This window comes from Brevibacillus sp. FIR094, assembly GCF_050477165.1.
Lineage (GTDB): Bacteria > Bacillota > Bacilli > Brevibacillales > Brevibacillaceae > Brevibacillus.
This window is the reverse complement of the sequence record NZ_JBEAES010000011.1, coordinates 19,776-44,119: the sequence shown is the minus strand read 5'-3', so window position 1 is coordinate 44,119 and position 24,344 is coordinate 19,776. Positions and strand designations below refer to the sequence as shown.

Genomic DNA, 24,344 nt, shown 5'->3' with positions numbered 1-24,344 from the left:
ATTCATTTAAAATAAAGAAGGCTTCATCCCATAGGGTGAAGCCTTTACTCATTTATTAGCCTCTCAAAAACTCCCGACATCACCAGACGACCACCGTCTACACCAAAATCCTCTATGAACCACCAAGCCGATAGCACACTGTGGCAATACGCCCACGCCAACACTCTCTCTTTTTGCAAAGACAGCACCTTCGTCAGCCCATCGACCCGCTGTTTAACTACTTCTTCTACCCCATCCTCTGGCAAATGGTTCAGCAAAAACGGAATTACCTCGTATTCCGTCTCCCCGATCAGCCCCTTTGGATCAATTGCCAACCACGGCTCTCTTTCTGCACGTAAAATATTTTCATGATGAAGATCACCATGCAGCAGGCACTGTTCTTTTTGTGTGGAGAGAAGCTTTTTGTACCATTGCATGGCCCGCTCCAGCATTTGCTCGGGAATCGGTCCTGTCCCCCCTTGGAAATGAGGGCGAATCTTTTCCAGTCCCACAGCCCAGTCCGCTATCGTCGGAAACGTAGACGCAAGCTTACCAGCTCTCGGAACTGGAGTATGCATCCTTTTAATCACGTCTGCCAAGTATTGAATTCGTTCTTCTTCGCTGCTCAGCTTATCCAGTGTCTCCCCTGACATGATACGCTCCAAAAGCATGATCCCTTTTTCCTCGTCAGCATCGAGTAGCTGCACCATTCCCCGCCCCGCAAAAGCCCGAATCGCCGTTAGCTCCCTCTGCCAATCCAGTCCAGGCACGCCCAGCTTCAGCACTGCGTTTCTCCCATCCTGCAACACAGCAGGTGCGACAAAGTTATAGGAGAGTGGAAACGCCTCTAGTACCTTCAATGACCACCGCGCTTCGCAATCAGCAATCAACTCATGAAAGGAATCGAGCCAGAGACGACCTGCTTCTTTATGAACGCCCATAATTGTTTCGGTAAAATGGGTTGGCAGTGAAATCATTAAGAATCTCCTCCTCGAACTACTTGCAAAACATCCTCTTGCACCAGCTTTCAAGCTGGTTCCTTCCCACAGCTGCGTAAGAAGAAGCGCATTTCCAGTCAAGCGCCTCTGGAGCCCAACTCAGCTTTGGAAAAAATGGTGGGGAATTTCAGCTTCACTTATGAAACACCTCACCGAAACTTCTACGTTTGAAGCGCTCCCGCCATTTTTTCCGAAGCGGACAGTGAATCCCCTTGCGGGGCGTAGGCCGAAGTGCAGACTGGAAATGCGCTTCTTTCCCACCACAGCCACTCGTTAAAAAAGGGAGCAGCTTGAAAGCCGCCCCCCTTTATTTCCCGGAAAATGTTAGGACAGTCGTCCCATCAAGCGCTCCATACGGTCCAGCGCCTTCTTCAACTGCTCCATTGATGTTGCATAAGAACAACGGATATGCCCCTGTCCGCTTTCGCCGAACACATCTCCTGGTACAACAGCTACCTTTTCCTCCATCAACAGCTTCTCCGCAAACTCAGAAGAGCTGAGACCTGTAGACGCCACAGACGGGAATGCGTAGAATGCTCCATCCGGTTCATGGCAAGTCAATCCGATTTGACGGAATCCGTCTACCACATAATTGCGGCGCTGACGGTAGCTCTCGATCATTCGTTCCATATCAGAGCGTCCATGACGCAGGGCTTCCAATGCAGCCATCTGAGCCATCGTCGGTGCACACAGCATGGTGTACTGATGGATTTTCAGCATGCCTGCGAGCAAATCAGGCGACGCGCAAACATATCCCAGACGCCAGCCGGTCATTGCGAACGCTTTGGAAAAACCGGAGATCAGGATCGTCCGGTCTTTCATCCCTGGCAGAGCAGCGATACTATCGTGCATTCGCCCATAAGTAAGCTCCGCATAAATCTCATCGGAGATCACCATGAGGTCGTGCTTTTCAATGATCGGCAAAAGTGTTTTCCACTCTTCAGCCGTCATGGTCCCCCCGGTCGGGTTATTTGGATAGCAGAAAATGATGGCTTTTGTACGCGCGGTAATGTGCGTCTCCAGCTCTTGCGGTGTTAGCTTGAACTCGTTTTCCATCGTTGTTTTCAGGAAAACTGGCACCCCGCCAGCCAAGCGAATGACTGGTTCATAGGAGACATAACAAGGCTCCACAACCAAAACTTCATCACCCGGATCAAGAATTGCGCGCAGTGCAATATCAATCGCTTCGCTGGCACCAACCGTCACGAGAATTTCTGTCTCTGGATGATAGCTGACAGAAAAACGTTCTTCCAAGTATTTTTGAATCTCCACGCGCAATGGCAGCATACCTGCATTGGATGTATAAGCTGTATGTCCACGCTCCAGGGAAGAAATCGAAGCTTCTCTCATGCGCCAAGGAGTGACGAAATCAGGCTCCCCTACGCCCAAGGAAATGACTCCCTCCATCGATGCTGCTAAATCGAAAAAGCGGCGAATGCCTGATGGCTTCAACGATTGAACTGTACTGGATAAACGGTTTTTGACTTTGACTTGTGTACTCACGGCGTAACCACCATCCTGTGATCTTCGTCACGATCTTCCAGCTCAATGCCATCGTGCTTGTAACGTTTCAAAATAAAGTGTGTAGCTGTGGAGACAACTGAATCGAGAGTGGACAGCTTTTGCGAAACAAAAGTGGCTACCTCTTTCATCGTTTTGCCTTCCAAAATAATCGACAAGTCATAGCTTGCACCAGACATCAAGTAAACAGCCTTCACTTCTGGGAAACGGCAGATTCGCTCCGCCACTTCATCAAAACCAACATCGCGCTTCGGTGTGACTTTCACGTCAATCATGGCGTTCACGTACGGATGATCGTCCACACGCTCCCAGTTCACCAGCGCTGGATATTTAACAATGACCTTCTCGGCTTCCAATGCTGCAATCGTCTGCTCAACGACCTCTGTCGGCTCTTCGATCATTTTTCCGATTTGCTCAGCGCTCATGCGACTGTCTTCTTCCAACAGGTGCAACAGCTCTCTATGCTTCAAGCGATCCATGCCCCACCACTCCAGTTTTCTCTTTATTTTTTGTACATAAGTCCATGTTCAAGTAGTCGACTTTTTGAACGACGGCATCATGCAAAAAGCCTCAGCAACCAGACTCATGATTTCCATGAATCCGATTGCTGAGGCGAAGGTATCGCGGTACCACTCAGCTTTTTTGCCTCTCTCACAAAAGGCAAACTTGTGCTGTCTACAAAGACATGCGCCCCATAACGTGGGCCATCCGCTGCTTTCTACTTGGCATTTTCAAAAGCAGAGCTCCAAGGTGGCTTTCAAAAAGAGTTCGCGGCTGCCCTCTCAGCTAACAGGCAACTCTCTGGACGTCAAAATCCCTTTTTTACTTTCCTTTTCACGGCTGTGTTGGTTGTTTTATTGAATGTCTCAGATTATAAATGACGTTTTCTCTCATTGTCAACCAACAACTTCTGTCTTCTGGACCTCTTTTAAACCGTTAGGCAACCAGACGCGAAACACCGTCCCTGTTCCCAAGCTACTTTGTACGTCAATTTTTCCCCAATGATTTTCTACGATGGATTGGGTGATCGACAGCCCCAAGCCAGCACCTCCGCTTTTGCGTGCCCGTGAGGATTCAATCCGGTAGAAACGGTCGAATACATGCGGGACATGCTCCGGTGCGATCCCGGCGCCATTATCTCTGATCGTTAGTTCAATCCCGTTGGCAATCTTGCTTAATGTTAGCTCGATCTTACCGTTCACAGGGTCAGTATGCTGCACCGCATTTTGAAACAGATTGAGAATGACTTGCTTCATTCCGTCACAGTCGAAAGTAGCCGTACCATTTTGCTCTACGTGGAAATGAATGTTTCGGTCCCCCCCCAGGACCATGAGCTGCGATTCCATACTGTGCACAACTGCGTCCAACTGCCCTTCTTGCAAAAAGAAAGCAGGTTCCCTATCCATCCGAGCCAGGTAGAGCAAATCATTGACCAGTTTGTTCAGTCGCTCCGTCTCGCCGTGCATGCTTTTCAATGCTTTCTGCAAATGTTCGGGATTTGCCGCCGCACCGCGCAGCAGCACCTCCAAAAAACCATGGATGGATGTCAGCGGTGTTCGTAATTCGTGAGAGGCATCCGCCACAAAGCGTCGCATCCGTTCTCCCGCTTCTTGCTCGATTTTAAAGGAGGTTTCCAACCGCTCCAGCATGCCGTTAAAGACCGCCGATAATTGATCAATCTCCATCTGGCCTTGATCCATCGGCAGTCGTTCATCCAAATTACCCGCATTGATCCGCTCAACTGTAACCTCAATACGCGAAAGTGGGTTCAGCGTACGGCGGAGCACAGGCACATAGGTTAACAAGCCAATGAGCAAGGCAAGTGCAGATGCAGAGAAGAAAATGATCAACTGTGGAAATAGCACTTCCCGCATCGAGCCGACAGGTGTACTCAGTTGTACGATTCCTTGCAGCTGTTCAGGTGATTTGATAGGTGCCAGCACGACCAAATAATCCTTCCCAGTGCTACCTTCCAAAATTTTGTATTTAAAAGTGCATACGCCACTAGCTAAGATCTCACGGTATAAACCCTCAGGAAAGCGCGGGGAATACCCTTCGCTCGGATTCGCAAACAGCTCCGTCACTTTCGCGTCGTTGTCAATAAAGGCATACTTGATATCGGGTGTACGCAAGGAAAGCAACGCGCTGACATACTGATCGTTTTGCGGGAGCGTTTCCGTGTCTTCCAAGACCTGATAAGGAACGGTGACTGCCAGATTTAACAAGCTTTCCGCTTTGCTGCGATACAAGAACTGCTCCATCAATAAGTATTGAATCATGCCAATTAGAAGCAGCAACCCGGATAAGATAAATAACGAACGTGACAAAAGCTGATAACGCAAAGAGTTCGGTTCTAGGAAGGCGGCCCATTGATTGTTTCGATTCATCGTCATACAAAATCAACCCGATAGCCCGCACCGCGCAATGTGCGAATGATCTGATGCTGACGATCGTTCAGTTTGTCACGCAGGGAGCGGATATACACCTCGACAATATTCTCCTCCCCACCGAAATCATAGCCCCACACGTTATCCAGAATCATAGGTTTACTCAACACCAAGCCGTGATTCGTTACCAAATATTTCAGCAAAGAGTATTCCGTTGGCGATAGCTCCAGAAGTGTATCCTCGTAGCTAATCTCCTTTCGCCTGTCATCGATCTGGAAGGGGCCGAGATGTATCTTCGAGAGCAGATGTGGGTAATGATTGCGAATGCGCGCATGGATACGGGCAAGCAGCTCTTCAAAGCTAAACGGCTTGATCATATAATCATCAGCGCCCAGCGTTAGCCCTTTTACCCGATCCTCCACGTCTTCTCTGGCTGTTAGCATGATCGTTGCTACATTCTGTATCTTTTTCAGCATCCGACATACCTCGAAGCCGTCCATGCCTGGCATCATCACATCGAGAATGACGACATGGGGCTGATGCTCCTTCACCATGGTCACGGCAGTCATCCCGTCTTGAGCCGTTAATACTTGGAAGCCTTCATTTTCAAGACCCATCTCCAAAAATTGCAGGATGGTCGGTTCATCATCGACAAGCAATATTTTAATGCCTTTGTTTAGGCTCATTTCTTTCACCTCACCTCTATTTTACCTGAACAGGCCAAGAGTAGCTGAATGTTTGCTGAATATGCCCTGAGTACGAGCTGAAAGCTTTTACCAGAATAACAAACCAAAAAATGTAAATTTATTATAAAAAACGTTGATAATTCTCTAACCATTGCACTTTCAACAAACTTTCAGCCAGCTTTCAAGACCCACTCAGCTTCCTCTCTCATAATGATCCCTGCGTAGTCAAATACATACGACTCAAGTCTGAACACTTCAAAAACATGGAGGTTATACAAAAATGAAAAAGAATTCGGTTATCCTGACAGCTTCAGTTGCCACGCTCGTGGTCGGTATCGGAGGTTACATGCTCTATGACTATTTTGTGGGAAACCATGTGGAGATTCAGCCTGCAGCTGCGGCAACCACAGCCTCATCTACCGCTTCCTCAACAGCTCTGACAGCAGATCAACTGAATAAAAAATGGACGATTAATGACAAGTCCAAAGTTTATTTCTCCGTAACTACGTCGAAAGAAACGGTAAACTTTGAAATGGACGGCATTACTGGTAGCTGGGATGTGAATCTCTCTGCACCAGATCAAATGAAAGCAACAGCTTCCGCTGACTTGAATAAGCTGAACTCCGGTAATGCAAAGCGCGACACCCATATCAAATCTCCTGATTACTTTGATACTGCCGTGCACCCAGCTGCTACTTTTGAAGCGAAATCTTTTGAGAACTGGCCAACCACTTGGACAGAAGGACAAAAGGCTTCGTTCACCATCAATGGCGTCCTGACCCTAAAAGGAATTACCAAAGACGTGAAAATTAATGCTGACGCGATTTATTCCCAAGGCAAGCTACAGTTGGAAGGAACGTCCGTCGTAACGTTTGGTGACTTCGGATTGACCAGCCCTCATACGATCGTGGCCAAAACAGAAGAAAACATTAACCTTACATTGCGACTTGCGCTGGATGCTGTTTAATCAGTCGCTTTTCGCAGGAATTGCTTCGAGAGACGTCTGGCTTTCACAGACGTCTTTTTTCACAAATTTTTACATTGTAATATTGACATTGTTAAAACGATACCATAACATAGAAGCATGATAACAGATTCGAGCAAACGGAAAGGATGATCTTGTGAGTACGTCTCCCCTTCGAGCCAAACGCATCCACTATCGGACCAAAAAGTACCGCTCGCCGGATGGACTTCCTACAGATATTTGCCTCTTTACGATCCTTTCCATCCCGCGCCATACGAAAACCAAATCGCTGCCGCACAAGCAATTGGCCGTTCTTCTGATCAAGCGAAAAAGCGATACCTTTGGAGAGCAATGGGCCTTGCCTGGTGGTTTTTCCCATGAATCGGAGACACTGGACGAATGCGCCTATCGTGAGCTGAAAGAAGAGACGAATATTGACCGCGATGTACACATCGAGCAGCTAAAGACGTACTACAAGCCGGGAAGAGACCCTCGTGGTTGGATCCCGAGTGTTGCCTATGTCTCCCTCGTTCATGAAGATTTATTAAAGCACACACAGGCAAACGACGATGCATCGGACGCGCAGCTGTTTCCGATTGAGGAAGCCTTTGCCCTCAACCTTGCTTTTGATCATCGGGAAATTTTGACTGACGCCTTACAGCGAGTTCGTGAGCAGATGCTGCAAACAACGATCGCCAAAGCGTTTTTGCCAGATGAGTTTACCTTGAGCGAACTGCTGCAAGTGATCGAGACTGTCGTTTCATCCTTTTCGGCAAAAGATCGCGGCAATTTTGAGCGTCGCTTGCTTGCGACAACCAGACGACAAGGACTTCTCGAGCCAGTTCTAACGGCTGACGGACAGCCTGTCTACTCGACCGAGTTTTCGAATTCGCCAGCCAAGCTTTATCGCTTTACAGGCTTTACCCCAACTGCCATGATTTACTGAGTAAGGACACTTTCTCGGTGCTGAACAGCTGACTTTTTGAACGCACAAATTCAGGAGGTTTTTGCCATGAAAGCTTTGATTGTGATCGACTACACGAATGATTTTGTCGCGACAGATGGTGCATTGACTTGTGGAGAGCCTGGTCAGGCTATTGAAGGACGCATTGGAGAGTTGATCCGCGACTCCTCGCAGAAGGCGACTTTGTCGTCATGGCAGTCGACGCTCATCGCGAGCAGGATCCATACCACCCTGAGACTGGACTCTACCCTCCGCACAACATTATCGGTACGTCTGGCCGGAATTTGTATGGTAGCATTCAGGAGATTTACGAGGAATTCGAAGATACGATTCACTGGATGGATAAGACGCGCTACAGTGCTTTTCAAGGAACCGACCTTGCCCTATTGTTGCGTACGAGGGGGATCACTGAGGTTCATCTGGTAGGTGTCTGCACGGACATTTGTGTATTGCATACAGCGATTGAAGGCTTCTATAATGGCTTTTCTGTCGTCATCCACGAGGATGCAGTAGCAAGCTTTCTTCCAGAAGGTCACAAATGGGCTCTCGGTCATTTTCAGAACCAGCTTGGTATGACTGTCCGCAAAAAATAACAGGCTCATGGCGAATAGGAGGCAATCTTAATGCGAATCGGCATTTATGGCAGCAGCTTTGATCCCATCACGTACAGCCATTTGTTCACGGCAGCGACCGTCGCTCATCGGAGACGACTGGATAAAGTCATTTTCGTACCCTGCTCTTCAAAGCGTCATGATAAAAAATTGCAGACAGAGGACATCCATCGCTTGCACATGCTCAAACTAGCTTTGGCAAGCAGTACACACAAAACAAACAAGTATGGCGAACCACTTTTCGAAATTTCTACAGTCGAGATGGATGCCTTGCCAGGTGAAACCTATACGTTTGATACGATGATACATATGAAAAAGAAGTACCCGAACGACGAGCTCTTTTTCATCATGGGATCGGATTTGTTAGAAGGACTGTCGAACTGGGGCAACGCTGAAAAGCTGGTCGCAGGCTTCAATTTCATCGTGATGTCGCGCGAAGGCTATCCGACCGCTGACCTGATTGCAGAGGACGCCCTGCTGCGCAATCACGACGAGCATTTTCTCATTATGAGCAAGGGCATCAACATGGGAATCAGCTCTACCTATATCCGAGACGAAATCCGCAAAGGCGGCGACCCCAGCTTCCTGTTGCCGGATGCTTGCCTTCAGTACATTTATGAAAAAGGAATCTACAAAGATCCCTACGTATAATGCCAAAAAGAAAAACAGCCGAACTTGAGAAGTGTCGGCTGTTTTTGTCGTCTCCATCAACGATTGAGAGTATTGGAAATTGCAGGCTGTCTTATCTTTTTCTGATAGTTCACCAAGTAAATACTGCACACGATCAATACTAGACCGGCGATGAGCGAATACGTAACCGGCTCGTCCATGAAAATGGTGCCAGTGACGACTGCGATGAGCGGCACGAGAAACGTAAAGGCGGCCACCTTGCTCGCTTCACCTGCATTTACGAGCCCAAAGTAAATGACAATGGCAATCGGTACCCCAAATGTAGCGCCATAGCTGAGACCGATCAGATACGGAACATTCCAGACAATGTCGGACCAGCTCTCTACGCCTGTCCCCAAAAGAGTTAAGGCCGCGCCACCAATGATGCATTGCATGGCAACCATCCACAGGGAATCTACCTTGGCACTGACCTTTTTCACATAGATCACGCCCAGCGCCCACGTAAGAGCCGTCAACAAACCTAAAATGACGCCCACGATGGAAACCTGTCCAGTCAGTCCATCTGCACTGACCGCAAGTATCCCGAGGAAGCCCATGATCAGCCCAATGACCTTGAGGACCGTCATGTTCTCACCCAGCCACAACCAAGCGAAGAGTCCAATCAAGATTGGCTGGAAGTACACCAACACTGAGAATAATCCACCTGGCAAATACACGAGTCCAACCGTCTGAATGCCGTAAAAACACAAGGTATTCAGAAAGGCAGATATACAATAGCGCAACCAGTTTTCACGCCAGTTGATCTTTTTCCATTTCGGTAAAATGAATAAAGCGAGCAGAAGTCCGCCAATCAGTGAACGCATTCCTGCGAATAAAATCGGTGGCGTATAGGCTAGTGACATTTTGTAGATCGACCAGCTTAATCCCCACATCAATACCAAACTTGCAATAGCGAAAACAGTCTTACCCGAAAACTTTCCCACGAGGGGCCTCCCTTTCTAGCTGCACACTTGCTCTTATGTTTTTGTCCGCCTCTTATAGTACCACACAAAAGAAGAAGCCGGATGTTCTCACCCGGCTTTGCTTCCTACCATATTATTGTAGCTCTTGGCGCAGAAACTGGTCGAAAGCATCTGTCGGAAGCGGCTTGCTGAACAGATAACCTTGACCGTGGTCGCAGCCATTTTCCTTCAAAGCCGCTACTTGATCATGGAGCTCAATTCCCTCTGCGATGACATTCATATTGAGACTTTGCGCGATCGTAACAATTGCTTTTACAATCGCTTGACTCTCTTGGTTGTGATGAATGTCGCGAATAAATGAGGCGTCAATTTTGATTGTATCGACTGGCAAGCTTTTAATATAACTAAATGAGCTATAGCCTGTCCCAAAATCATCAATCGAAATTTGGATGCCGATGTCCCGAATCTGTTGCAGGACTGCCGTCGCCTCTTCCATTTTGACAAAAATACTCTCCGTAATCTCGAGCTCTAGCCAATCAGGAGACAGATTTGTTTCCCGAAGAATATCCTTGATCATCTCGACCAGATCTTTTTGATAGATCTGTCTCGCTGACAAATTCACTGAGACCTTCAACGTATATCCTTGATCGTGCCAGATTTTATTTTGTTTGCACGCCTGTTTCAATATCCATTCCCCTAGCGCCAGAATCATTCCTGTCTCCTCAGCGATAGGAATAAAGCGATTCGGCGGGATGATGCCCAGCTCTGGATGCACCCATCTGACGAGCGCTTCCATGCCTGTCATCGAACTGGTCACAATATCGATTTTGGGCTGGTAGTAGATTTGGAACTGCTCTTGTTCAATGGCCTTCCGCATCTCATTTTCCATCAAGATACGTTCCAGCGACTTCGCCTCCATCGTTGGATCGAAAAAGTCATAGCCGTTCTTCCCACGTGATTTCACTGTATATAAGGCCGTATCGGCCCGCTTCAACAAATCTTCGGGATTATCCCCATCTTGCGGGTACAAGGCGATGCCAATGCTGCACGACACGTTGAACACATGACCTTCTAATTCAAACGGCCGCTGCAACTGATTCATGATCTGCTCTGCCAATGCAGACGCTTCGTTTCGATCTTGCAGATGGTTCTGCATAATCGTAAATTCGTCTCCACCTAACCTGGCCACGACATCTCCTGGCTTGAGGCATGCCTGTAGACGCTTTGATGCTTCGATCAGCAACATATCCCCTACGTCATGACCGAACGAATCGTTCACATCCTTGAAGCGATCCATGTCTAAAAACAACACAGCCAGATTCGATTGGAAACGCTTGGCCTGCATCATTTCCTTGCTGAGCTGTTGAACATACATCCGGCGATTCGGCAGGTCTGTCAACGCATCGTGATAAGCCAAGTGATGAATCGTCTCTTCGGACTGTTTGCGGTCTGTGACGTCACGGGTAACGAGGAGCAGCTTGGTCACATTTCCGTCTTTATCCGAGATCGGATTGATTTTGCTTTCTGTCCAGATAACATCGTTTCTTTGGGTGTTAATCCGGCACTCTACCATGTACTCTTTACGTGTAGAGAAGGCATGCTGAATCGCATAAGCAAAAATATCTCGGTCATCCTCCACAATCCACTCGAACAGGTTATGGATTTCCTCATCAGGAACGGTATGCTCCCATACGCGCTTGTGAGACGGAGACAAATAGAGAAACTCCCCATCTAGGTTGATGATGCTGATGATATCCGACGTGTTTTCCGCGATAATGCGATACTTTTCTTCACTCTGCTTGAGCTCATCTTCCATCTGCTTGCGAGCTGTGATATCGCTGCGAATGGATAGATATTGATAGATTTCGCCCGCTTGGTCCTTAAAGGGCACGATAGTTGTATCGACCCAATAATAGCTGCCATCTTTTGCGCAGTTGCGAATTTCCCCCCGCCAGACCTGGCCAGATCGAATACAAGACCACATTTCTTTAAAAAAGCCTTTCGGATGGTAACCCGAGTTAAGAATACGATGGTCATTTCCAATCAATTCGCTTCGTTCGTATTTGGATATGCGGCAAAATTGCTCATTTGCCCGCAAAATAATCCCCTTATGGTCCGTAATTGCCAAGATCGTGGATTGGTCCAAAGCGTATTTGACATCTGCCAGCTCATTCACAACCATGTTCAGCTCACCATCTTTTTCGCGTAGTAGCCCTACCCAATCTTGGGGTGTCAGTGAAGATATCATTTGGTTTTTCATTTCAATCACCTGCTTTGGATACAGTCAAAAAAAATGATCCTTACAGAAGGATCGTAACGTTCAGAATACAAGTTCGTTCCATTTTACCATGTTTTTCCGAAAGTTCAACGAGAACAGCTGCGGTAGAAACAACATTTTTGCAAACTTCATGGGGTTTCCATACAAAAAAAAATGAACCAGCACACGCAACCTGGCTCACTTTTTTCAACAATGGCTATGATCGGACTGCTAGCCCTTACAAGCGGGCTAGAATGCTGCGATTGAGGTCTGCGACAGAATTGCTGCCAGACAGCGCCATCGCGACGTCAAATTCATGGATGAGTGTATCTAACACACTCGCTACACCTTGCTCTCCGGCAACAGCCAGTCCATACAGGAATGGGCGACCAATCAGGATGGCATTGGCACCTAAAGCCATCGCTTTCATGACATCTGCTCCTGTACGCACGCCACTGTCGAGCAAGACAGGTATATTGCCAGCTACCACCTCGGCAATCGCTGGCAGCGCATCCAGCGTAGAAATGGCGCCATCCATCTGCCTTCCACCGTGATTGGAAACGATGATTCCATCTACACCATGCTCTAAAGCAAGTCGCGCATCATCTGGATGCAAAACGCCTTTTACCAAAATCGGCAGACGAGTATGCTCACGCAAAAAGGCGATATCGTTCCAATTCAGCGCTGGATGATAAATGTTTTTCAACACTTCCTCCACTGCATTCTCCGGCGTTACCTCAGGGAGTCGCGAGCAAAAAACAGGATCTGTTAAGTAATTCGCCAGTCCTCTTCCTTCGCGCAGTGGTGAATACCCGTTGCGGAAATCTCTGCGCTTCCACCCTAGCATAACGGTATCTACTGTGAGGACAATGGCAGAATAGCCAGACTTTTCCGCTCGTCTGACCATACTCGCAGAAACCTCTCGATCATTCGACCAATAGAGCTGGAACCAGCGGTAGGCATCGCCCATCACTTCGGCAATCTGTTCGAGCGAGTGAGCAGAAACCGTACTGGCTACGAACGGTACTCCAGCTGCTGCCGCCGCCCTGGCAGACGCCAGCTCTCCATCGGGATGTGAAATCGTCTGCATGCCGACAGGTGCCAAGAAGATCGGGGTGCGCAACGCTTGATTGTACATCGAAATACCAAGGGTGCGATTCGTCACATCCCGCATCATCCGAGGAATGATGGCCCAACGGGAAAAAGCTGTCCGGTTTTCTACCAGCGTTTCTTCTGCCCCTGATCCCCCGGCAACGTAATCAAATGGCCCATCTGGTAACACCTCTCGCGCCTTTTTCTCCCAATCCTCAATGGAGATCGGCAGTGCCTGTGTGTCCTTGTTCACACGGGTAAATAAGAGTGATTCCTCATTTGTTTTCGTCATCTGGTTTGCTTCCTTTCTACGATCGTCTTTCATCTTTTTTATCTCAATTCACATAAATTCGCAATAGTCTTAATCCCTTTTCTATTCCACAAGCTTGTCCACATTCGCAAATGCCTTTATCAAGGCTACTTTTTCTTTTTGCCTTTTCGGGCTTTGCGACGGATTTGTTTCTTTGCTTTTTTTGCCTTCATTCCACGGGTTATTGAACCCACCCATGTGATGGTTTGACTATTTTCATTGATGACCTTTACCACGTTACCACTGTTGTTTCCACCTGAACCGGCAAACGCTTTGGTTACACTTTTAGGAGAGTTATTTGCCGTATCACCAAAGTTGATGTTTCCGACATTGTTGTTGATTGTCACAGTTCCCACAAAAGTCGGCAATCCCTCTCCCTCCCCGTCTGCAAATAGCTTATTTCCATCATATTCGAACGGTTTGACGCCCGCTTGGACGATGGTTGAGGGCATTTGCAGGATAGGTTTTGCCAAAAAAAATCTCCCCTAGTAGACAAAGCTACACGAGGAGAAGGAACCTTTTATTGCGCGGTATATCCGCCGTCGACCAGCAGGCTTGTCCCTGTGACGAATGAAGCATCATCGCTGGCAAGGAACAGAACAGCCTTGGCGACTTCTTCTGGTTTACCCAAGCGCCCCATCGGATGCAATCCAATCAGATGCTCGTTTAAGGCTTCATCTCGACCAGCGATCAGTGGCGTATCAATATAGCCCGGGCAGACAGCATTTACGCGAATCCCTTGCTTCGCATACGTAAGTCCCAGTGTCTGGGTCAGAAGCTTCACGCCACCTTTGGCGGAAGAGTATGCGGTCACGCCAGCTTTTCCGGCATGGCTATGGATCGAGCCACAATTGACGATCGCGCCGCCAGTCCCTTGCGCCAGCATTTGCTCGATGACGTATTTATCGCACAGGAATACGCCAGTCAGATTGATATCAATCGTTCTTTGCCAGTCATCCATGCTCAACAGATGACCAGGTGCGTCTTTCGCGATACCTGCATTGGCAAACAAAATATCTACTTTTCCGTACTTTTCTACAGTGGCGCTCACCATGTTTTTCACTTCGTCTTCTTTCGTTACGTCCGTTTTCACGAACAACGCATCGAAGCCTGCTTGATTCAGCTCTTCCGCCAATTCATTTCCACGTGGGGAGAAGTCAGCAATCACTATATTCGCCCCTTCTTTTGCGAAGAGACGGACGGTAGTCTCTCCGATTCCGCTTGCTCCACCTGTTACGATCGCTACTTTATTTTCAAGTCTCATGATTAACTCCTCCTGCTTCCTAAAATTCCCTCTCCACCGTTTTATCGCGCAGTTCCGCCACCATCAATAACGAATTCAGCCCCTGTGACATGTGCAGACTCTTCAGAAGCGAGGAACAACACCATATTGGACACATCATCTACTGTTCCGAGTCGGCCTGTTGGAACACCCTGTGCCAGTTCAGCCTTGGAGTGCTTAGTCGTCTCCGAAGCATATGACACCATGTTCGTATCAATATACCCAGGATGAATTGAGTTCACACGAACGCCTTGCGCTGCATATTCCATCGCCGCATCCTTGGTCATGATGCGAACGGCTCCCTTGCTCGCACCATACAATACGTGACCAGGCGCACCGATCAGCCCTGCAACAGAAGACGCATTAATGACTGACCCGCCTTGGTGTTTTGCCATTACAGGCATCACATGCTTCATTCCCAAAAAGACACCGGTGACGTTAATCGCCATGAGACGATTCCATTCCTCTACGGTAATCTCCGCCAACGGTTTAATGATATAAATGCCTGCATTATTGAACAGGATATCTACTTTGTTGTATTGCTCAACGGTGGTTGCCACTACTTGCTGCCATTGCTCTTCGCGGCTTACATCATGCGCAATCGCGATGGCTTCTCCACCTGCCTCCTTGATTTCCGCTACCGTCTGCGAGGCACTGTCCAGATTAATATCGGTAACGACTACTTTCGCACCTTCCTTGGCAAAGCGGATCGCCGTTGTTTTCCCAATCCCTGTTCCTCCACCGGTAATAACCGCTACTTTTCCTTCGAGTCTTGCCATTGCAAACGCCTCCACTTCGCTCGTCTTTTGTATCTGATCCCTTGCCTTGCTTTCATTATAGGACTCTTTTATATTTAAAAATATGTAAACATACTTACCCTTCCTTAAGCACGACTAAAGGATGTGATTCAACGCTATGCATCTGGAACAGCTTGAATATATCGTAGAAATAACGAAGGCAGGTTCCCTGACCAAAGCCGCTCAGAATAAGCACGTGACCCTCTCCGCCATCAGCCAGTCACTCGCCAGTCTGGAAGCAGAGCTAGGCCTTACTCTGTTTACACGTTCGCGCCTTGGAGCTGTACCGACCTCTGAAGGGCGCATCATCATCAAAAAAGCATTTGAAGCCTTGGGAAAAATCCAGGAGATCTGGGAGGAAGCACAAAACTACACGAACACGTTGACGGGTGAGCTGAGACTCGCCACGATTCCCGGCCCCATGAATCTACTGGTCGATGCCGTCGCGAGCTTTAAGAAAGATTATCCTCACATCCGTACCGAAATCGCCGAAAAAGGCACGCAAGAAATATTAGAGGACATTCTTCATGACAAGCTGGACATTGGTCTGGTCATCATCCACGAGAACCTGCTCAAAAAGAGTGAGGGACTTGGGCTAGTGTTCGAACAGTTGCTAGAGGGGAAAATGGTCGTCGGTGTCCCCAAAAACTCGCCGCTTGCCTATCAGGATTCCGTTACGCCCGAAGAGCTTCGCAAGCAATCCTTTGTCCTGTATAACGACGACTATGTCAAATGGTTCGTAGAGGATTTTGCCGCTACGTACGGTCCTGTCGACATACTGTTCACCACAAACAACACAGAAGCCCTCCGCAATGCGATCCGGCAAAATCTCGCTGTTACGATCGGACTGGACTACTCTTTTGTTCATGAACCACATTTGCAAGACTCCGATTCACGAACCCTTGATTTGGATATCCCTTATCAACAACCTATTTATTATGGCTGGGTCCGCTCTGCGGAACGGCATTACTCCCGCATTTCCATGAACTTTATCAATCGACTCCAATACGATTTAAAAAGCAAGAAATACTCTCCTCTCCCTTAGTAAGCAAAAAGGCTGCCGCATTAATTTTCGCGGACAGCCTTCTTCCATGCATTCCTATTGCGCTGGAGCAAGGAATGTCTGTTTATTCTTACCATCGATGATGAGAGCCGATCTAGCCTTCACCACTTGATTCTCGTACGTGAAATCTTGCTGTGAGAAATTGGCGATCACTTGCAAATCATCTCCATAAACTGCCTTTTGCACGAGTCTGTCTTCAGACAACACACGATAATCGGTCATCTCTTGCTGCACTGCTTTTTTATGGAAGGGAGACCACACCTTCAGATAGTTCATGATCAACTCTTGTTCAGCATCCCACATCTTTCTATCCACATGATAGAGCGGCGGGACATTGTAGAGCAGTTCTTTGAGCATGCGAGTACCGACTTCTCCCTTGATCTTCAGGCTACCCCACTCCCAGTGATGGCTTGTGATCACCGAGTTATTGTACACCAGTTTGTATAGCGGCAAGGAGTATGCTGGATCAATGTACACATGCTGGTACTCTTCCTTGATTGGAACCTGCTTCTTGTATCTCTCTGGAATCTCACCCGCTGGGGACCAATAACCTCCCACATAATACGGGCTTTGCTTGTTTTTTCGCATATCTGAATCTGCCCATTTGATGACAGGCGTCTCAATCCCGTGCGCAAAAGAAATGCTTCTGCTAGCGAAGTCGTTGCCCGTCTCAGAACCAACGACCAACTTCTTTTCATCACGAATGTAGTCCATCCGTGCAAGCTTCGCCTTCATATCCTGTGCTTCTGTCGTCGTGTGCTCAGGCGAATAATCATCGTTGAAATCCCCTGCTGCATCCACATCAATAAACCACGAGTTAAAAGCGACATCGTTACTCATGATTTCATCCATGCGCTGCTTCACACTTGGTAGCGATAAGGTTGGATTCAGCAATCTGCCACGTTGCAGAAAACCAGCCTTCTTTTCTCCATTTTTCTTCGTGATTGTCGCATTCTCATACAAGCTCTTATCTTCGAAAATAGCTGTATTCCAATCCTGATTTTCTTCCTTATGAATGGAATGGTACGAGTCGTAGCTGGCGATCAAATAGCCTTTATCATTCGCCTGTTGAATGAATGCTGGCTTCATGTAAGCCGCAGTCCAGTCCGGCAAGCCAATCCATGCATTCGTAATTCCGGCTGCTTTCATGTCCTTGAGCAGATCAGTAGAATCTGCATTGCCCCACTTTTCTATCGGTGGAACTGCATCCTGCAATACACTTTTCAGTAGTCGTTTGTTCAAGTCGTACAGCTGTGCTTCCGTCAGCTTGTCGATCCCTTTTCCGATGAGTTCTTTTGTCTTCTCATCGACGTTCGTAAATAGCTTCGGATTGTAAAACTCACGTGAGCGCAACGCATAGTTGAACCCGCTGATGATCGCTCTCTTCTGGTAGTCCGCGACGTAATCCTGTTTTTGAATCTCGCGGAATTGCTGGATGCTCTCTTTTCCATCCTCGCTGCTTTGCAAGTGCTGCTCCATCCATCCGATGAAGTTCGCGTCCAGTTTGGTTTTCAATGCACGCCATTTTACATCCTCAGCAGTCAGGAAGCTCTTGTTCCACAAATAAAAATGAGGAGCCCCGTACAGCTTTTCCACATCCGGGTTCGCTTTCGCTTTTTCAGCCAGTGTCAGCAGCTCTCCCTTTTCCTTTATATAATCCTTGTACACGCCTGCAATGCTGACTGGATCATTGTCTGTTACATACAAGCGGAATCCGTAGGTCTTGTCTGAATTAATCGTCGGGAACTCATGCGAGAACGTGAAGGAAATCGTCGGATCGACTGCAAAATCGACTGTACTGTTAAACAAGTTGTCCACCACGTACAGGAGCGCGTACTTGTTCTTATTGACAGCAAAAAAGCGCATGGAGAATGACTCCGCGAAAGTAAGACTCTCCTCTTTGAAAAAGGACTGCCACTCTCTGTCGTCGGCAGGAATCCACTTCCCTTCCCCCAAAGGCAGCATATAGCTAGGTCCTTTCACGGTTGGCCAGGAAAAGCTCTCTGTCCCTGTCGAGGTCAGTGTGATTTGCAAATGATCCTCTTTCTTTTGAAGCGAGACGTCCAGCTTATCTTCTGGATAGCTCCAGGTAATCCCCTGCTCACCTTTCTGTACATTCGCTACCTTACGCGCTGGCAAGGGCTCAGAAGCACGTTCCTTCACTCCGTCTTTCTCGACAAATACTTCGAAGGTCTCCGGTTTCACATCAAAAGTAAAATCTGCGTGTTGCTTCGTCTGCACTTGCCCGTTCGCATGGTTGCTCTCACAACCAACTACTACTTGGAGCATAAGGGCGAACACGATGAGTAAAATCGCTTTTCTTTTCATAAAATCCTCCTAGATCGAATAACTATGTATATCGTATTACGATGTACATATGCATAAAAAGCCATCGAAAACCTTGTCCAAGGTCACCTTACAACCCGGCGACCTCGGTCCATGAGGCTTCTTCGACTTATGTTGCTTTTACGAGGGTGTAGCAGAAAAATCGTCATCGAAGCGAATGCTTTTCCTTCGCCTGTGTATCATGGCTGCTCCTAATCGAAACATTCCATAACCAATAAGTCCACCAATTACATTCAACAGCAGATCATCGACATCAAAGCTTCCTAACGCAAGCAAAAGCTGCAACGTTTCCACGATAAGACTGGCGGACAATGTGAGAAAAAACACGCGATGCATGCTTTGAAAGGACAAGAATAACAGTGGCAAAAACAATCCCAGCGGCAAAAAAATAAGGATATTCCCTAGCAAGTTATACATCACCGTACCGAAGCTGTAATTATCATAATGGAAGACGTAATCCACCAAAGTTTGAAATGGCTTCGTATTTTGAAAAAGATGCGTATATTGCGGGACGCCGTATTCGATCATCCTCTGCTTCCATTCCACTGTAAAAGCTCTGCGCCGGAAGCGATCAGGCGACAATAACAAGAGATAGCTGGAGATCGCTACATACAAGAAAAACAACGTCATGAGCCATTTTCGGAAGTATTTATCAATGAGCGGCATCGATTCAGACAGTTCCCGGCTGATTGCCCCACTAGGCCCAAATCGTTGAATGGTCAGAGAAACGGCTTCCTGTTCCTCGTAGCCTTCTTCAACCACCTCACTCTTTATACTCCTTAAATGATCCATCAGCTCATCTTTGACATCCTGCTTTTCCCACTTGGAACACGGCAAACGACTGACAACCCGCTCTGCGTATTCTTCCAGCTTCATTTGCTTACTCACTTCCCTCATTGACGAGCGTAATGAGTCTACTCAAGCTCTGCCAATCCTTCATCTTGTCTTGAAGAAGTCCCTGGCCTGTCTTGGTGATCCGATAATATTTGCGGCGTCCGCCTTCGTTGGCTTCCCCCCAGTAAGACTCCACTGCCTTTTGCGTCTCCAATCGCTTTAGAGCAGGATACAGTGTGCCTTCACCGATTTCATACATCTCATTGCTTTTATCACGAATCTTCTTGGCCAGCTCATAGCCGTACTGGTCTTTCTGTGCGATCAGCGAGAGCAGCAATAGATCGATGCTTCCTTTCAACAACTCCTTGTTCACAAAAGCATCTCCTCCCCGTGACATGCCTAGAGATTATCACACTATACCTCGTGATACAAGGTAGTTAACCAAGGAAATTTGCGGATAATAGTTTTGGTTCTATGTAATTATTGACAATAATAAAATAGGTAATATAGACTATATTCGACGACGTTTTCCATGAGTCGACATACTTTCGGATGATGATTCTTTTCTACACACAACCAGATTATAGGCCCGTAGAACGAAACAAAAAGAAGATTTTCACTTTTTTGGAGCAGGTTCCTTTCAATTCGTGACTTCATTCTCTCTAACAGGAGGCACTTACATGCTTGCCGACTTTTCGTCGATCGTTCTGAACGCAGTTCTCTTAGCCTATTTTGCAATTGGTGTGCTATTTTTGTATTCCGAATCCAAATTTTTGCGTAAAATGAAGACTCGTAGAAATAGATAAGCCGATTTTTAGATAAAGGAGTTTGCACGTACATTGAGATCTTTTTTCCGCCAATTTCTGCCACGTCAGAATCAACCCCAAGAAATTACTTACAAGGAACTGGATTCGAAATTGATCAAAGCTGCTCGCTACGATCTGGTTACAAGCCACCTCTACATCCGTTTTCACGATGGACGCGAGGTCGTTTACTGTCGGGTCACTCCTTACGCTTACAATGCGTTTTTAAATGCTGACTCGTTCAGCGATCATTTTCATTCGTTCATCAGCCAACGGTATTTGAACTATCAGGTGATGTAGCCTGTCTATACAAAATGCCCTCAGTCTGTCTTCTCGACACTGAGGGCATTTGTTGTTAATCTTCTCTATTTTAATGCGCGATGCAAAAAAGATTTGGTCCGCTCAAATTTAGCGTTTGTAAACAATTGCTCAGGTGTCCCCGACTCTACGAATTCCCCGTTGTCCATAAACATGATTTGGTTCGCTACCTCGCGCGCGAATCCCATCTCATGCGTCACAACCATCATCGTCATATGCTCCTGGGCAAGCTGCTTGATGACTTGCAGGACCTCACCCGTCAGTTCGGGATCGAGCGCAGACGTAGGCTCGTCAAACAACAAGATTTGCGGACTCATCATCAATGCTCTGGCGATCGCCACACGCTGCTTCTGTCCACCTGAGAGCTTTGCTGGGTATGCTCCTGCCTTATCAGACAAGCCGACCTTTTCCAAGAGCTCTGCACTGTTGCGCTGGATGTCCTCTGACGCCTCCCCTTTGACCACTCTAGGTGCGATCTCAAGATTCTCCTTCACCGTCAAATGAGGAAACAGATTAAAATGCTGAAAGACCATGCCCATTCTCGATGTAATCTGCTTGATTTCCTGGTTACTGGCATAAACGCCATCCTTCACCAAATAATCATCCTGCACACGAATGCTGCCACCATTCACCTGCTCCAGATTGACCAAGCTACGCAGCATTGTGCTTTTCCCGGAGCCAGATGGTCCAATGACCGCCACGACTTCGTTCTTTTTCACCGAAAACGAGACATCTCGCAAAACTTCCTGATTGCCAAACGATTTCTTTAGATTCGATACTTGAATGATATCCATATTGCGCCAGCCCTTTATTCGAATTTGAACCTTTTCTCCAGCCACTTAAAGAATAACGTCAACAATAGCGTCATCAACAAATAAATGATTCCGGCAATAAAAAACGGAACGATGGTAAAGTCGCGATTCACAGCCGTTTGTGCAAAGTGAAGCAATTCTGGGACGGCAACTGCATAGAGCAGCGCTGTGTCTTTTACGAGAGTAATGGATTCATTTGCGACAGCAGGCAAAGCCACGCGAAACATTTGCGGCAAAATAATCTTGTTGGTCGTCTGCCATTTGCTAAAGCCGAGGACCTGCGCTGCCTCGTACTGTCCTTTGTCGATCGACAACAGTCCTCCACGGAAAATCTCCGCGAAATACGCTGCGTAGTTCAGCACGAAGCCGAGGCATGCAGCTACGAATCGATCCATAACCAAGTATTCTCCGATCACTGGCAAGAGAGGGAGACCAAAGACAAAAAACAATAGCTGTAATAATAGAGGCGTTCCACGCATGACATATACATAGGTGTGCGCGAACCAAGACAGACCTCTGTTGCTACTATTCGCCATTAAGGTAATGAGAAATCCCAATGGAATCGATGCCAGGATAGCGATAAAGAACAGCAACACCGTCATCTGCGCCCCTTCTAGCATGGGCACGGTAATCGAGATAATATAGTCTAAGCTCATCTGGTATGCTCCTAATCCTTATAATAAAGCGTGGCTTCGCCAATCATTCGGCGAAGCCATCGTATCTTCCGTTTATTTCAACACGCGATTTTCGCCAAACCATTTTTCCGATATTTTAGCTGCGGTTCCATCCTGATTCATGGTATCCAGCGCTTTTTGCAGTTCGTTCAATAACGCCTCGTTCCCTTTTTTGACGCCCACTCCATACTCCTCAGGTGCAAGTGATTCTTCCAACACCTTAAAGGTTCCAGGTTCTTTTGCCATGTAGTAATCGGCTACAACCTGATCGATGACAACTGCTTCCACGCGGCCAATCTTCATATCACTCAATGCCAGTACATTATCAGGATACTCTGTAATGGATTTGACCTGATTTTTCATGTCACTTGCATTGACAGCGTCAGCTGCGGAAGACAGCTTTTGCAAACCAATTGCTTTACCGGCCAAGTCTGACAGCTTGGTCCAGTTGCTATTTGCCATCGTGACCACTACTTGCGCGTTTTTCAGATAAGGTTTGGTAAAGAGAACCTTCTCTTTTCTCACATCTGTAATCGTATATCCATTCCAGATCATGTCGATACGACCGCTATTTAGTTCAGACTCTTTTGCACTCCAATCGATTGGTTGAAACTCGACTTGTTTTCCCATTTTTTCGCTGGCTGCACGCGCATAATCAATATCAAAACCGACTAGCTCATTTTTTTCATCCCGGAATCCCATTGGTGCAAACTTATCATCAATTCCGATAATCAGCTTGTTCGCGTCAGCGCCAGTTTTCGCGCTGGAACAGCCCACTACCAATGAAACCATCGCACTCAACAACAATGACATCCATGCTATTTTCTTCATCGTGATGATCCCCCTCGTTTCCCTACTCTATATTTTACTCTGATAAAGTGGTAATACGTTAACAAGGTATCATGATAGCACATTAGCAAGGAATAGTCGATACTTTAGCAAACAAAAGCACTTTAGAAATATACGCCAAATGAATGAGTAAAATGCCCGACTAACAGATGCATGTCTTTTTCTTTTTTCCGACACTCCCTCGTTCCTCTATCTTTTTGATATACTCCGTAGCCAACGGAACTTTGCACGCTGTCTGTCCGACGTCCACATGTACTTTGCCAATTGCTGCGGCCACTTCCAACGCTTCCTGATGAAGCTCCGGTACATACGCACCTACTGAAATAACGAATTGATTCATGGTGTACCGTACGCGATTCTGTTCCTGATGAATCGTCTCCTTCACTCTCATGAGGAGCCGTTTGATTTCTTCTTTATGTAGCTGTTCATCGGGCATAATCGACAAGTAGTTCGAATATGTATTCCACCCACATGTGGCTACCATCTCTTCTTTTGACTCGATCCATTCTCGTGCCAACTCCATGGCAAAATGGCTCTCAGCGGCTACACTCGCAACCGTATATTCGGCGGGAGCGTACCAAGACGCTTCCTTGACCCAAGCCTGCAGCCGCTCTTTTGTCATACTCTTCGGGTCAACCGTCAATCCGGCCAAATACATGGCGTCGTAGTTTCCCGTATCGTACAGCGCCTGGACGAGCTGCTGATCACGCTTGACCTCCTTGACTAGCTTTTTCATATCGCCGACTCGCACGCCAAACAAAGGCTCTTTCGCCCCATGCCGCAATAACGTTTTTTTCGTCTGCTCTGTCCCCATCGCTTCGAGCTTCTGCATGACTTCTTCCAGCGTCATCTTATCACCCTCCTTTTTCTTCTATTAATTAGGATAACCAGCGGCGTTACCTCCAACACGAAAAAACCCTCCTCATTATAAAGGAGAGCTTTTTCCTGATGTGCTTGACGCGCTTTTCCGATCCTTACGCCTGACTGCGTACTTTGATATACGAAACATTTCTGACGTTGATGACAACATCATCGTACTGTAGCCATCCACCGTCTTGATTAGCGACCATTTGAATGATCTCTTCCGGTTCCGTCGTTTCGATGCTAATCGTTTCACCGCCCCCGGAAAAGTAAAATTGAATCACTTTTACTTCCTTCATAAAATCCCCTCCTATTCCTTCTAGTTATCGGATGGTTGGGAAATT

General features: G+C 47.3%; 24 protein-coding genes, 1 pseudogene and 1 other annotated feature. Of the genes and pseudogenes, 6 read left to right on the top strand and 19 right to left on the bottom strand.

The features are described from left to right. Positions 1-44: 44 nt before the first annotated feature. The 5 genes from ACQ5DJ_RS11605 to ACQ5DJ_RS11585 all read right to left on the bottom strand — a co-directional run bounded on the left by ACQ5DJ_RS11605 (position 45) and on the right by ACQ5DJ_RS11585 (position 5,571). Positions 45-956, bottom strand: coding sequence for an aminoglycoside phosphotransferase family protein (locus tag ACQ5DJ_RS11605; RefSeq protein ID WP_429842606.1), 912 nt, complete (start codon positions 954-956; stop codon positions 45-47). 345 nt (positions 957-1,301) lie between these two features. Next, a complete protein-coding gene (locus ACQ5DJ_RS11600; protein ID WP_429842605.1) occupies positions 1,302-2,480 on the bottom strand; it encodes an aminotransferase in 1,179 nt (392 codons plus the stop codon). Further along, positions 2,477-2,977 carry an Lrp/AsnC family transcriptional regulator gene (locus ACQ5DJ_RS11595; protein ID WP_429842604.1) on the bottom strand — a complete coding sequence of 167 codons (501 nt, stop codon included), beginning with the start codon at positions 2,975-2,977 and terminating at the stop codon, positions 2,477-2,479. The genes ACQ5DJ_RS11600 and ACQ5DJ_RS11595 overlap by 4 nt, the downstream gene beginning before the upstream one ends. A 126-nt stretch (positions 2,978-3,103) precedes the next feature. Then, positions 3,104-3,345 (bottom strand) — a binding site (T-box leader). A gap of 49 nt (positions 3,346-3,394) precedes the next feature. Then, the gene (locus tag ACQ5DJ_RS11590; RefSeq protein WP_429842603.1) at positions 3,395-4,891 is read right to left on the bottom strand and encodes a sensor histidine kinase; all 1,497 of its coding nucleotides are present in this window, start codon (positions 4,889-4,891) and stop codon (positions 3,395-3,397) included. Further along, positions 4,888-5,571: a response regulator transcription factor gene (locus tag ACQ5DJ_RS11585; protein WP_429842602.1), complete on the bottom strand. Its 684-nt coding sequence runs from the start codon at positions 5,569-5,571 to the stop codon at positions 4,888-4,890. The genes ACQ5DJ_RS11590 and ACQ5DJ_RS11585 overlap by 4 nt, the downstream gene beginning before the upstream one ends. Before the next feature lie 280 nt (positions 5,572-5,851). Here ACQ5DJ_RS11585 and ACQ5DJ_RS11580 point away from each other — a divergent pair, with 280 nt between their 5' ends. The 4 genes and pseudogenes from ACQ5DJ_RS11580 (at position 5,852) to nadD (ending at position 8,761) form a co-directional block, all read left to right on the top strand. Continuing rightward, positions 5,852-6,538 carry a YceI family protein gene (locus ACQ5DJ_RS11580; protein WP_429842601.1) on the top strand — a complete coding sequence of 229 codons (687 nt, stop codon included), beginning with the start codon at positions 5,852-5,854 and terminating at the stop codon, positions 6,536-6,538. 154 nt (positions 6,539-6,692) lie between these two features. Continuing rightward, on the top strand, positions 6,693-7,481 hold the full coding sequence (locus ACQ5DJ_RS11575; RefSeq protein WP_429842600.1) for an NUDIX hydrolase: 789 nt from the start codon (positions 6,693-6,695) through the stop codon (positions 7,479-7,481). Positions 7,482-7,547: 66 nt separating this feature from the next. Further along, a pseudogene (locus tag ACQ5DJ_RS11570) lies at positions 7,548-8,092 on the top strand (cysteine hydrolase family protein). Between the two features lie 30 nt (positions 8,093-8,122). Next, positions 8,123-8,761, top strand: a complete 639-nt coding sequence (gene nadD / locus ACQ5DJ_RS11565) for a nicotinate-nucleotide adenylyltransferase (RefSeq protein ID WP_429842599.1) — start codon at positions 8,123-8,125, stop codon at positions 8,759-8,761. A 56-nt stretch (positions 8,762-8,817) separates the two neighbouring features. Here the strand turns inward: nadD and ACQ5DJ_RS11560 are convergent, their stop codons facing one another. The 6 genes from ACQ5DJ_RS11560 to ACQ5DJ_RS11535 all read right to left on the bottom strand — a co-directional run bounded on the left by ACQ5DJ_RS11560 (position 8,818) and on the right by ACQ5DJ_RS11535 (position 15,422). Beyond that, a complete protein-coding gene (locus ACQ5DJ_RS11560) occupies positions 8,818-9,723 on the bottom strand; it encodes a DMT family transporter (protein WP_429842598.1) in 906 nt (301 codons plus the stop codon). A 112-nt stretch (positions 9,724-9,835) separates the two neighbouring features. After that, the gene (locus ACQ5DJ_RS11555) at positions 9,836-11,962 is read right to left on the bottom strand and encodes a bifunctional diguanylate cyclase/phosphodiesterase (RefSeq protein WP_429842597.1); all 2,127 of its coding nucleotides are present in this window, start codon (positions 11,960-11,962) and stop codon (positions 9,836-9,838) included. Positions 11,963-12,197: 235 nt separating this feature from the next. Further along, a complete protein-coding gene (locus ACQ5DJ_RS11550) occupies positions 12,198-13,343 on the bottom strand; it encodes an alpha-hydroxy-acid oxidizing protein (RefSeq protein ID WP_429842596.1) in 1,146 nt (381 codons plus the stop codon). A gap of 125 nt (positions 13,344-13,468) precedes the next feature. Beyond that, positions 13,469-13,834: a spore germination protein gene (locus tag ACQ5DJ_RS11545; protein ID WP_429842595.1), complete on the bottom strand. Its 366-nt coding sequence runs from the start codon at positions 13,832-13,834 to the stop codon at positions 13,469-13,471. A 47-nt stretch (positions 13,835-13,881) separates the two neighbouring features. Then, complete coding sequence (locus tag ACQ5DJ_RS11540; protein ID WP_429842594.1) at positions 13,882-14,625, bottom strand: SDR family NAD(P)-dependent oxidoreductase; 744 nt, start codon at positions 14,623-14,625, stop codon at positions 13,882-13,884. 41 nt (positions 14,626-14,666) lie between these two features. After that, positions 14,667-15,422 carry an SDR family NAD(P)-dependent oxidoreductase gene (locus ACQ5DJ_RS11535; protein WP_429842593.1) on the bottom strand — a complete coding sequence of 252 codons (756 nt, stop codon included), beginning with the start codon at positions 15,420-15,422 and terminating at the stop codon, positions 14,667-14,669. Positions 15,423-15,558: 136 nt separating this feature from the next. Here ACQ5DJ_RS11535 and ACQ5DJ_RS11530 point away from each other — a divergent pair, with 136 nt between their 5' ends. Beyond that, positions 15,559-16,485, top strand: a complete 927-nt coding sequence (locus ACQ5DJ_RS11530) for a LysR family transcriptional regulator (protein ID WP_429842592.1) — start codon at positions 15,559-15,561, stop codon at positions 16,483-16,485. Between the two features lie 54 nt (positions 16,486-16,539). Here ACQ5DJ_RS11530 and ACQ5DJ_RS11525 read toward each other — a convergent pair whose 3' ends face one another. The 3 genes from ACQ5DJ_RS11525 to ACQ5DJ_RS11515 form a co-directional block, all read right to left on the bottom strand. Further along, positions 16,540-18,831 carry a glycoside hydrolase gene (locus ACQ5DJ_RS11525; RefSeq protein ID WP_429842591.1) on the bottom strand — a complete coding sequence of 764 codons (2,292 nt, stop codon included), beginning with the start codon at positions 18,829-18,831 and terminating at the stop codon, positions 16,540-16,542. A gap of 138 nt (positions 18,832-18,969) precedes the next feature. Beyond that, positions 18,970-19,737, bottom strand: coding sequence for a VanZ family protein (locus tag ACQ5DJ_RS11520; RefSeq protein ID WP_429842590.1), 768 nt, complete (start codon positions 19,735-19,737; stop codon positions 18,970-18,972). Next, on the bottom strand, positions 19,730-20,056 hold the full coding sequence (locus tag ACQ5DJ_RS11515; RefSeq protein ID WP_144617407.1) for a PadR family transcriptional regulator: 327 nt from the start codon (positions 20,054-20,056) through the stop codon (positions 19,730-19,732). The genes ACQ5DJ_RS11520 and ACQ5DJ_RS11515 overlap by 8 nt, the downstream gene beginning before the upstream one ends. Positions 20,057-20,522: 466 nt before the next feature. Between ACQ5DJ_RS11515 and ACQ5DJ_RS11510 the strand changes: the two genes are divergently transcribed. Continuing rightward, a complete protein-coding gene (locus ACQ5DJ_RS11510) occupies positions 20,523-20,786 on the top strand; it encodes a KTSC domain-containing protein (RefSeq protein ID WP_429842589.1) in 264 nt (87 codons plus the stop codon). Positions 20,787-20,851: 65 nt separating this feature from the next. On the opposite strand, the gene ACQ5DJ_RS11505 is transcribed toward ACQ5DJ_RS11510, so the two are convergent. The 5 genes from ACQ5DJ_RS11505 to ACQ5DJ_RS11485 all read right to left on the bottom strand — a co-directional run bounded on the left by ACQ5DJ_RS11505 (position 20,852) and on the right by ACQ5DJ_RS11485 (position 24,299). Next, a complete protein-coding gene (locus ACQ5DJ_RS11505; protein ID WP_429842588.1) occupies positions 20,852-21,598 on the bottom strand; it encodes an amino acid ABC transporter ATP-binding protein in 747 nt (248 codons plus the stop codon). Between the two features lie 14 nt (positions 21,599-21,612). Next, a complete protein-coding gene (locus tag ACQ5DJ_RS11500; protein ID WP_017251947.1) occupies positions 21,613-22,272 on the bottom strand; it encodes an amino acid ABC transporter permease in 660 nt (219 codons plus the stop codon). A 72-nt stretch (positions 22,273-22,344) separates the two neighbouring features. Further along, complete coding sequence (locus ACQ5DJ_RS11495; protein WP_429842587.1) at positions 22,345-23,121, bottom strand: amino acid ABC transporter substrate-binding protein; 777 nt, start codon at positions 23,119-23,121, stop codon at positions 22,345-22,347. 160 nt (positions 23,122-23,281) lie between these two features. Further along, on the bottom strand, positions 23,282-23,989 hold the full coding sequence (locus tag ACQ5DJ_RS11490) for a DNA alkylation repair protein (protein WP_429842586.1): 708 nt from the start codon (positions 23,987-23,989) through the stop codon (positions 23,282-23,284). 124 nt (positions 23,990-24,113) lie between these two features. Continuing rightward, positions 24,114-24,299 (bottom strand): hypothetical protein, encoded by a 186-nt coding sequence (locus ACQ5DJ_RS11485; protein WP_376894036.1) that lies wholly within the window; start codon positions 24,297-24,299, stop codon positions 24,114-24,116. Positions 24,300-24,344: the final 45 nt, after the last annotated feature.

Excerpts from the sequence above, each read along its gene's own strand:
- ACQ5DJ_RS11605 (WP_429842606.1), bottom strand. The coding sequence starts at position 956 with ATGATTTCACTGCCAACCCATTTTACCGAAACAATTATGGGCGTTCAT.
- ACQ5DJ_RS11595 (WP_429842604.1), bottom strand. The coding sequence starts at position 2,977 with ATGGATCGCTTGAAGCATAGAGAGCTGTTGCACCTGTTGGAAGAAGAC.
- ACQ5DJ_RS11590 (WP_429842603.1), bottom strand. The coding sequence starts at position 4,891 with ATGACGATGAATCGAAACAATCAATGGGCCGCCTTCCTAGAACCGAAC.
- ACQ5DJ_RS11585 (WP_429842602.1), bottom strand. The coding sequence starts at position 5,571 with ATGAGCCTAAACAAAGGCATTAAAATATTGCTTGTCGATGATGAACCG.
- ACQ5DJ_RS11580 (WP_429842601.1), top strand. The coding sequence starts at position 5,852 with ATGAAAAAGAATTCGGTTATCCTGACAGCTTCAGTTGCCACGCTCGTG.
- nadD (WP_429842599.1), top strand. The coding sequence starts at position 8,123 with ATGCGAATCGGCATTTATGGCAGCAGCTTTGATCCCATCACGTACAGC.
- ACQ5DJ_RS11555 (WP_429842597.1), bottom strand. The coding sequence starts at position 11,962 with ATGAAAAACCAAATGATATCTTCACTGACACCCCAAGATTGGGTAGGG.
- ACQ5DJ_RS11550 (WP_429842596.1), bottom strand. The coding sequence starts at position 13,343 with ATGACGAAAACAAATGAGGAATCACTCTTATTTACCCGTGTGAACAAG.
- ACQ5DJ_RS11540 (WP_429842594.1), bottom strand. The coding sequence starts at position 14,625 with ATGAGACTTGAAAATAAAGTAGCGATCGTAACAGGTGGAGCAAGCGGA.
- ACQ5DJ_RS11535 (WP_429842593.1), bottom strand. The coding sequence starts at position 15,422 with ATGGCAAGACTCGAAGGAAAAGTAGCGGTTATTACCGGTGGAGGAACA.
- ACQ5DJ_RS11530 (WP_429842592.1), top strand. The coding sequence starts at position 15,559 with ATGCATCTGGAACAGCTTGAATATATCGTAGAAATAACGAAGGCAGGT.
- ACQ5DJ_RS11525 (WP_429842591.1), bottom strand. The coding sequence starts at position 18,831 with ATGAAAAGAAAAGCGATTTTACTCATCGTGTTCGCCCTTATGCTCCAA.
- ACQ5DJ_RS11505 (WP_429842588.1), bottom strand. The coding sequence starts at position 21,598 with ATGGATATCATTCAAGTATCGAATCTAAAGAAATCGTTTGGCAATCAG.
- ACQ5DJ_RS11500 (WP_017251947.1), bottom strand. The coding sequence starts at position 22,272 with ATGAGCTTAGACTATATTATCTCGATTACCGTGCCCATGCTAGAAGGG.
- ACQ5DJ_RS11495 (WP_429842587.1), bottom strand. The coding sequence starts at position 23,121 with ATGAAGAAAATAGCATGGATGTCATTGTTGTTGAGTGCGATGGTTTCA.
- ACQ5DJ_RS11490 (WP_429842586.1), bottom strand. The coding sequence starts at position 23,989 with ATGACGCTGGAAGAAGTCATGCAGAAGCTCGAAGCGATGGGGACAGAG.
- ACQ5DJ_RS11485 (WP_376894036.1), bottom strand. The coding sequence starts at position 24,299 with ATGAAGGAAGTAAAAGTGATTCAATTTTACTTTTCCGGGGGCGGTGAA.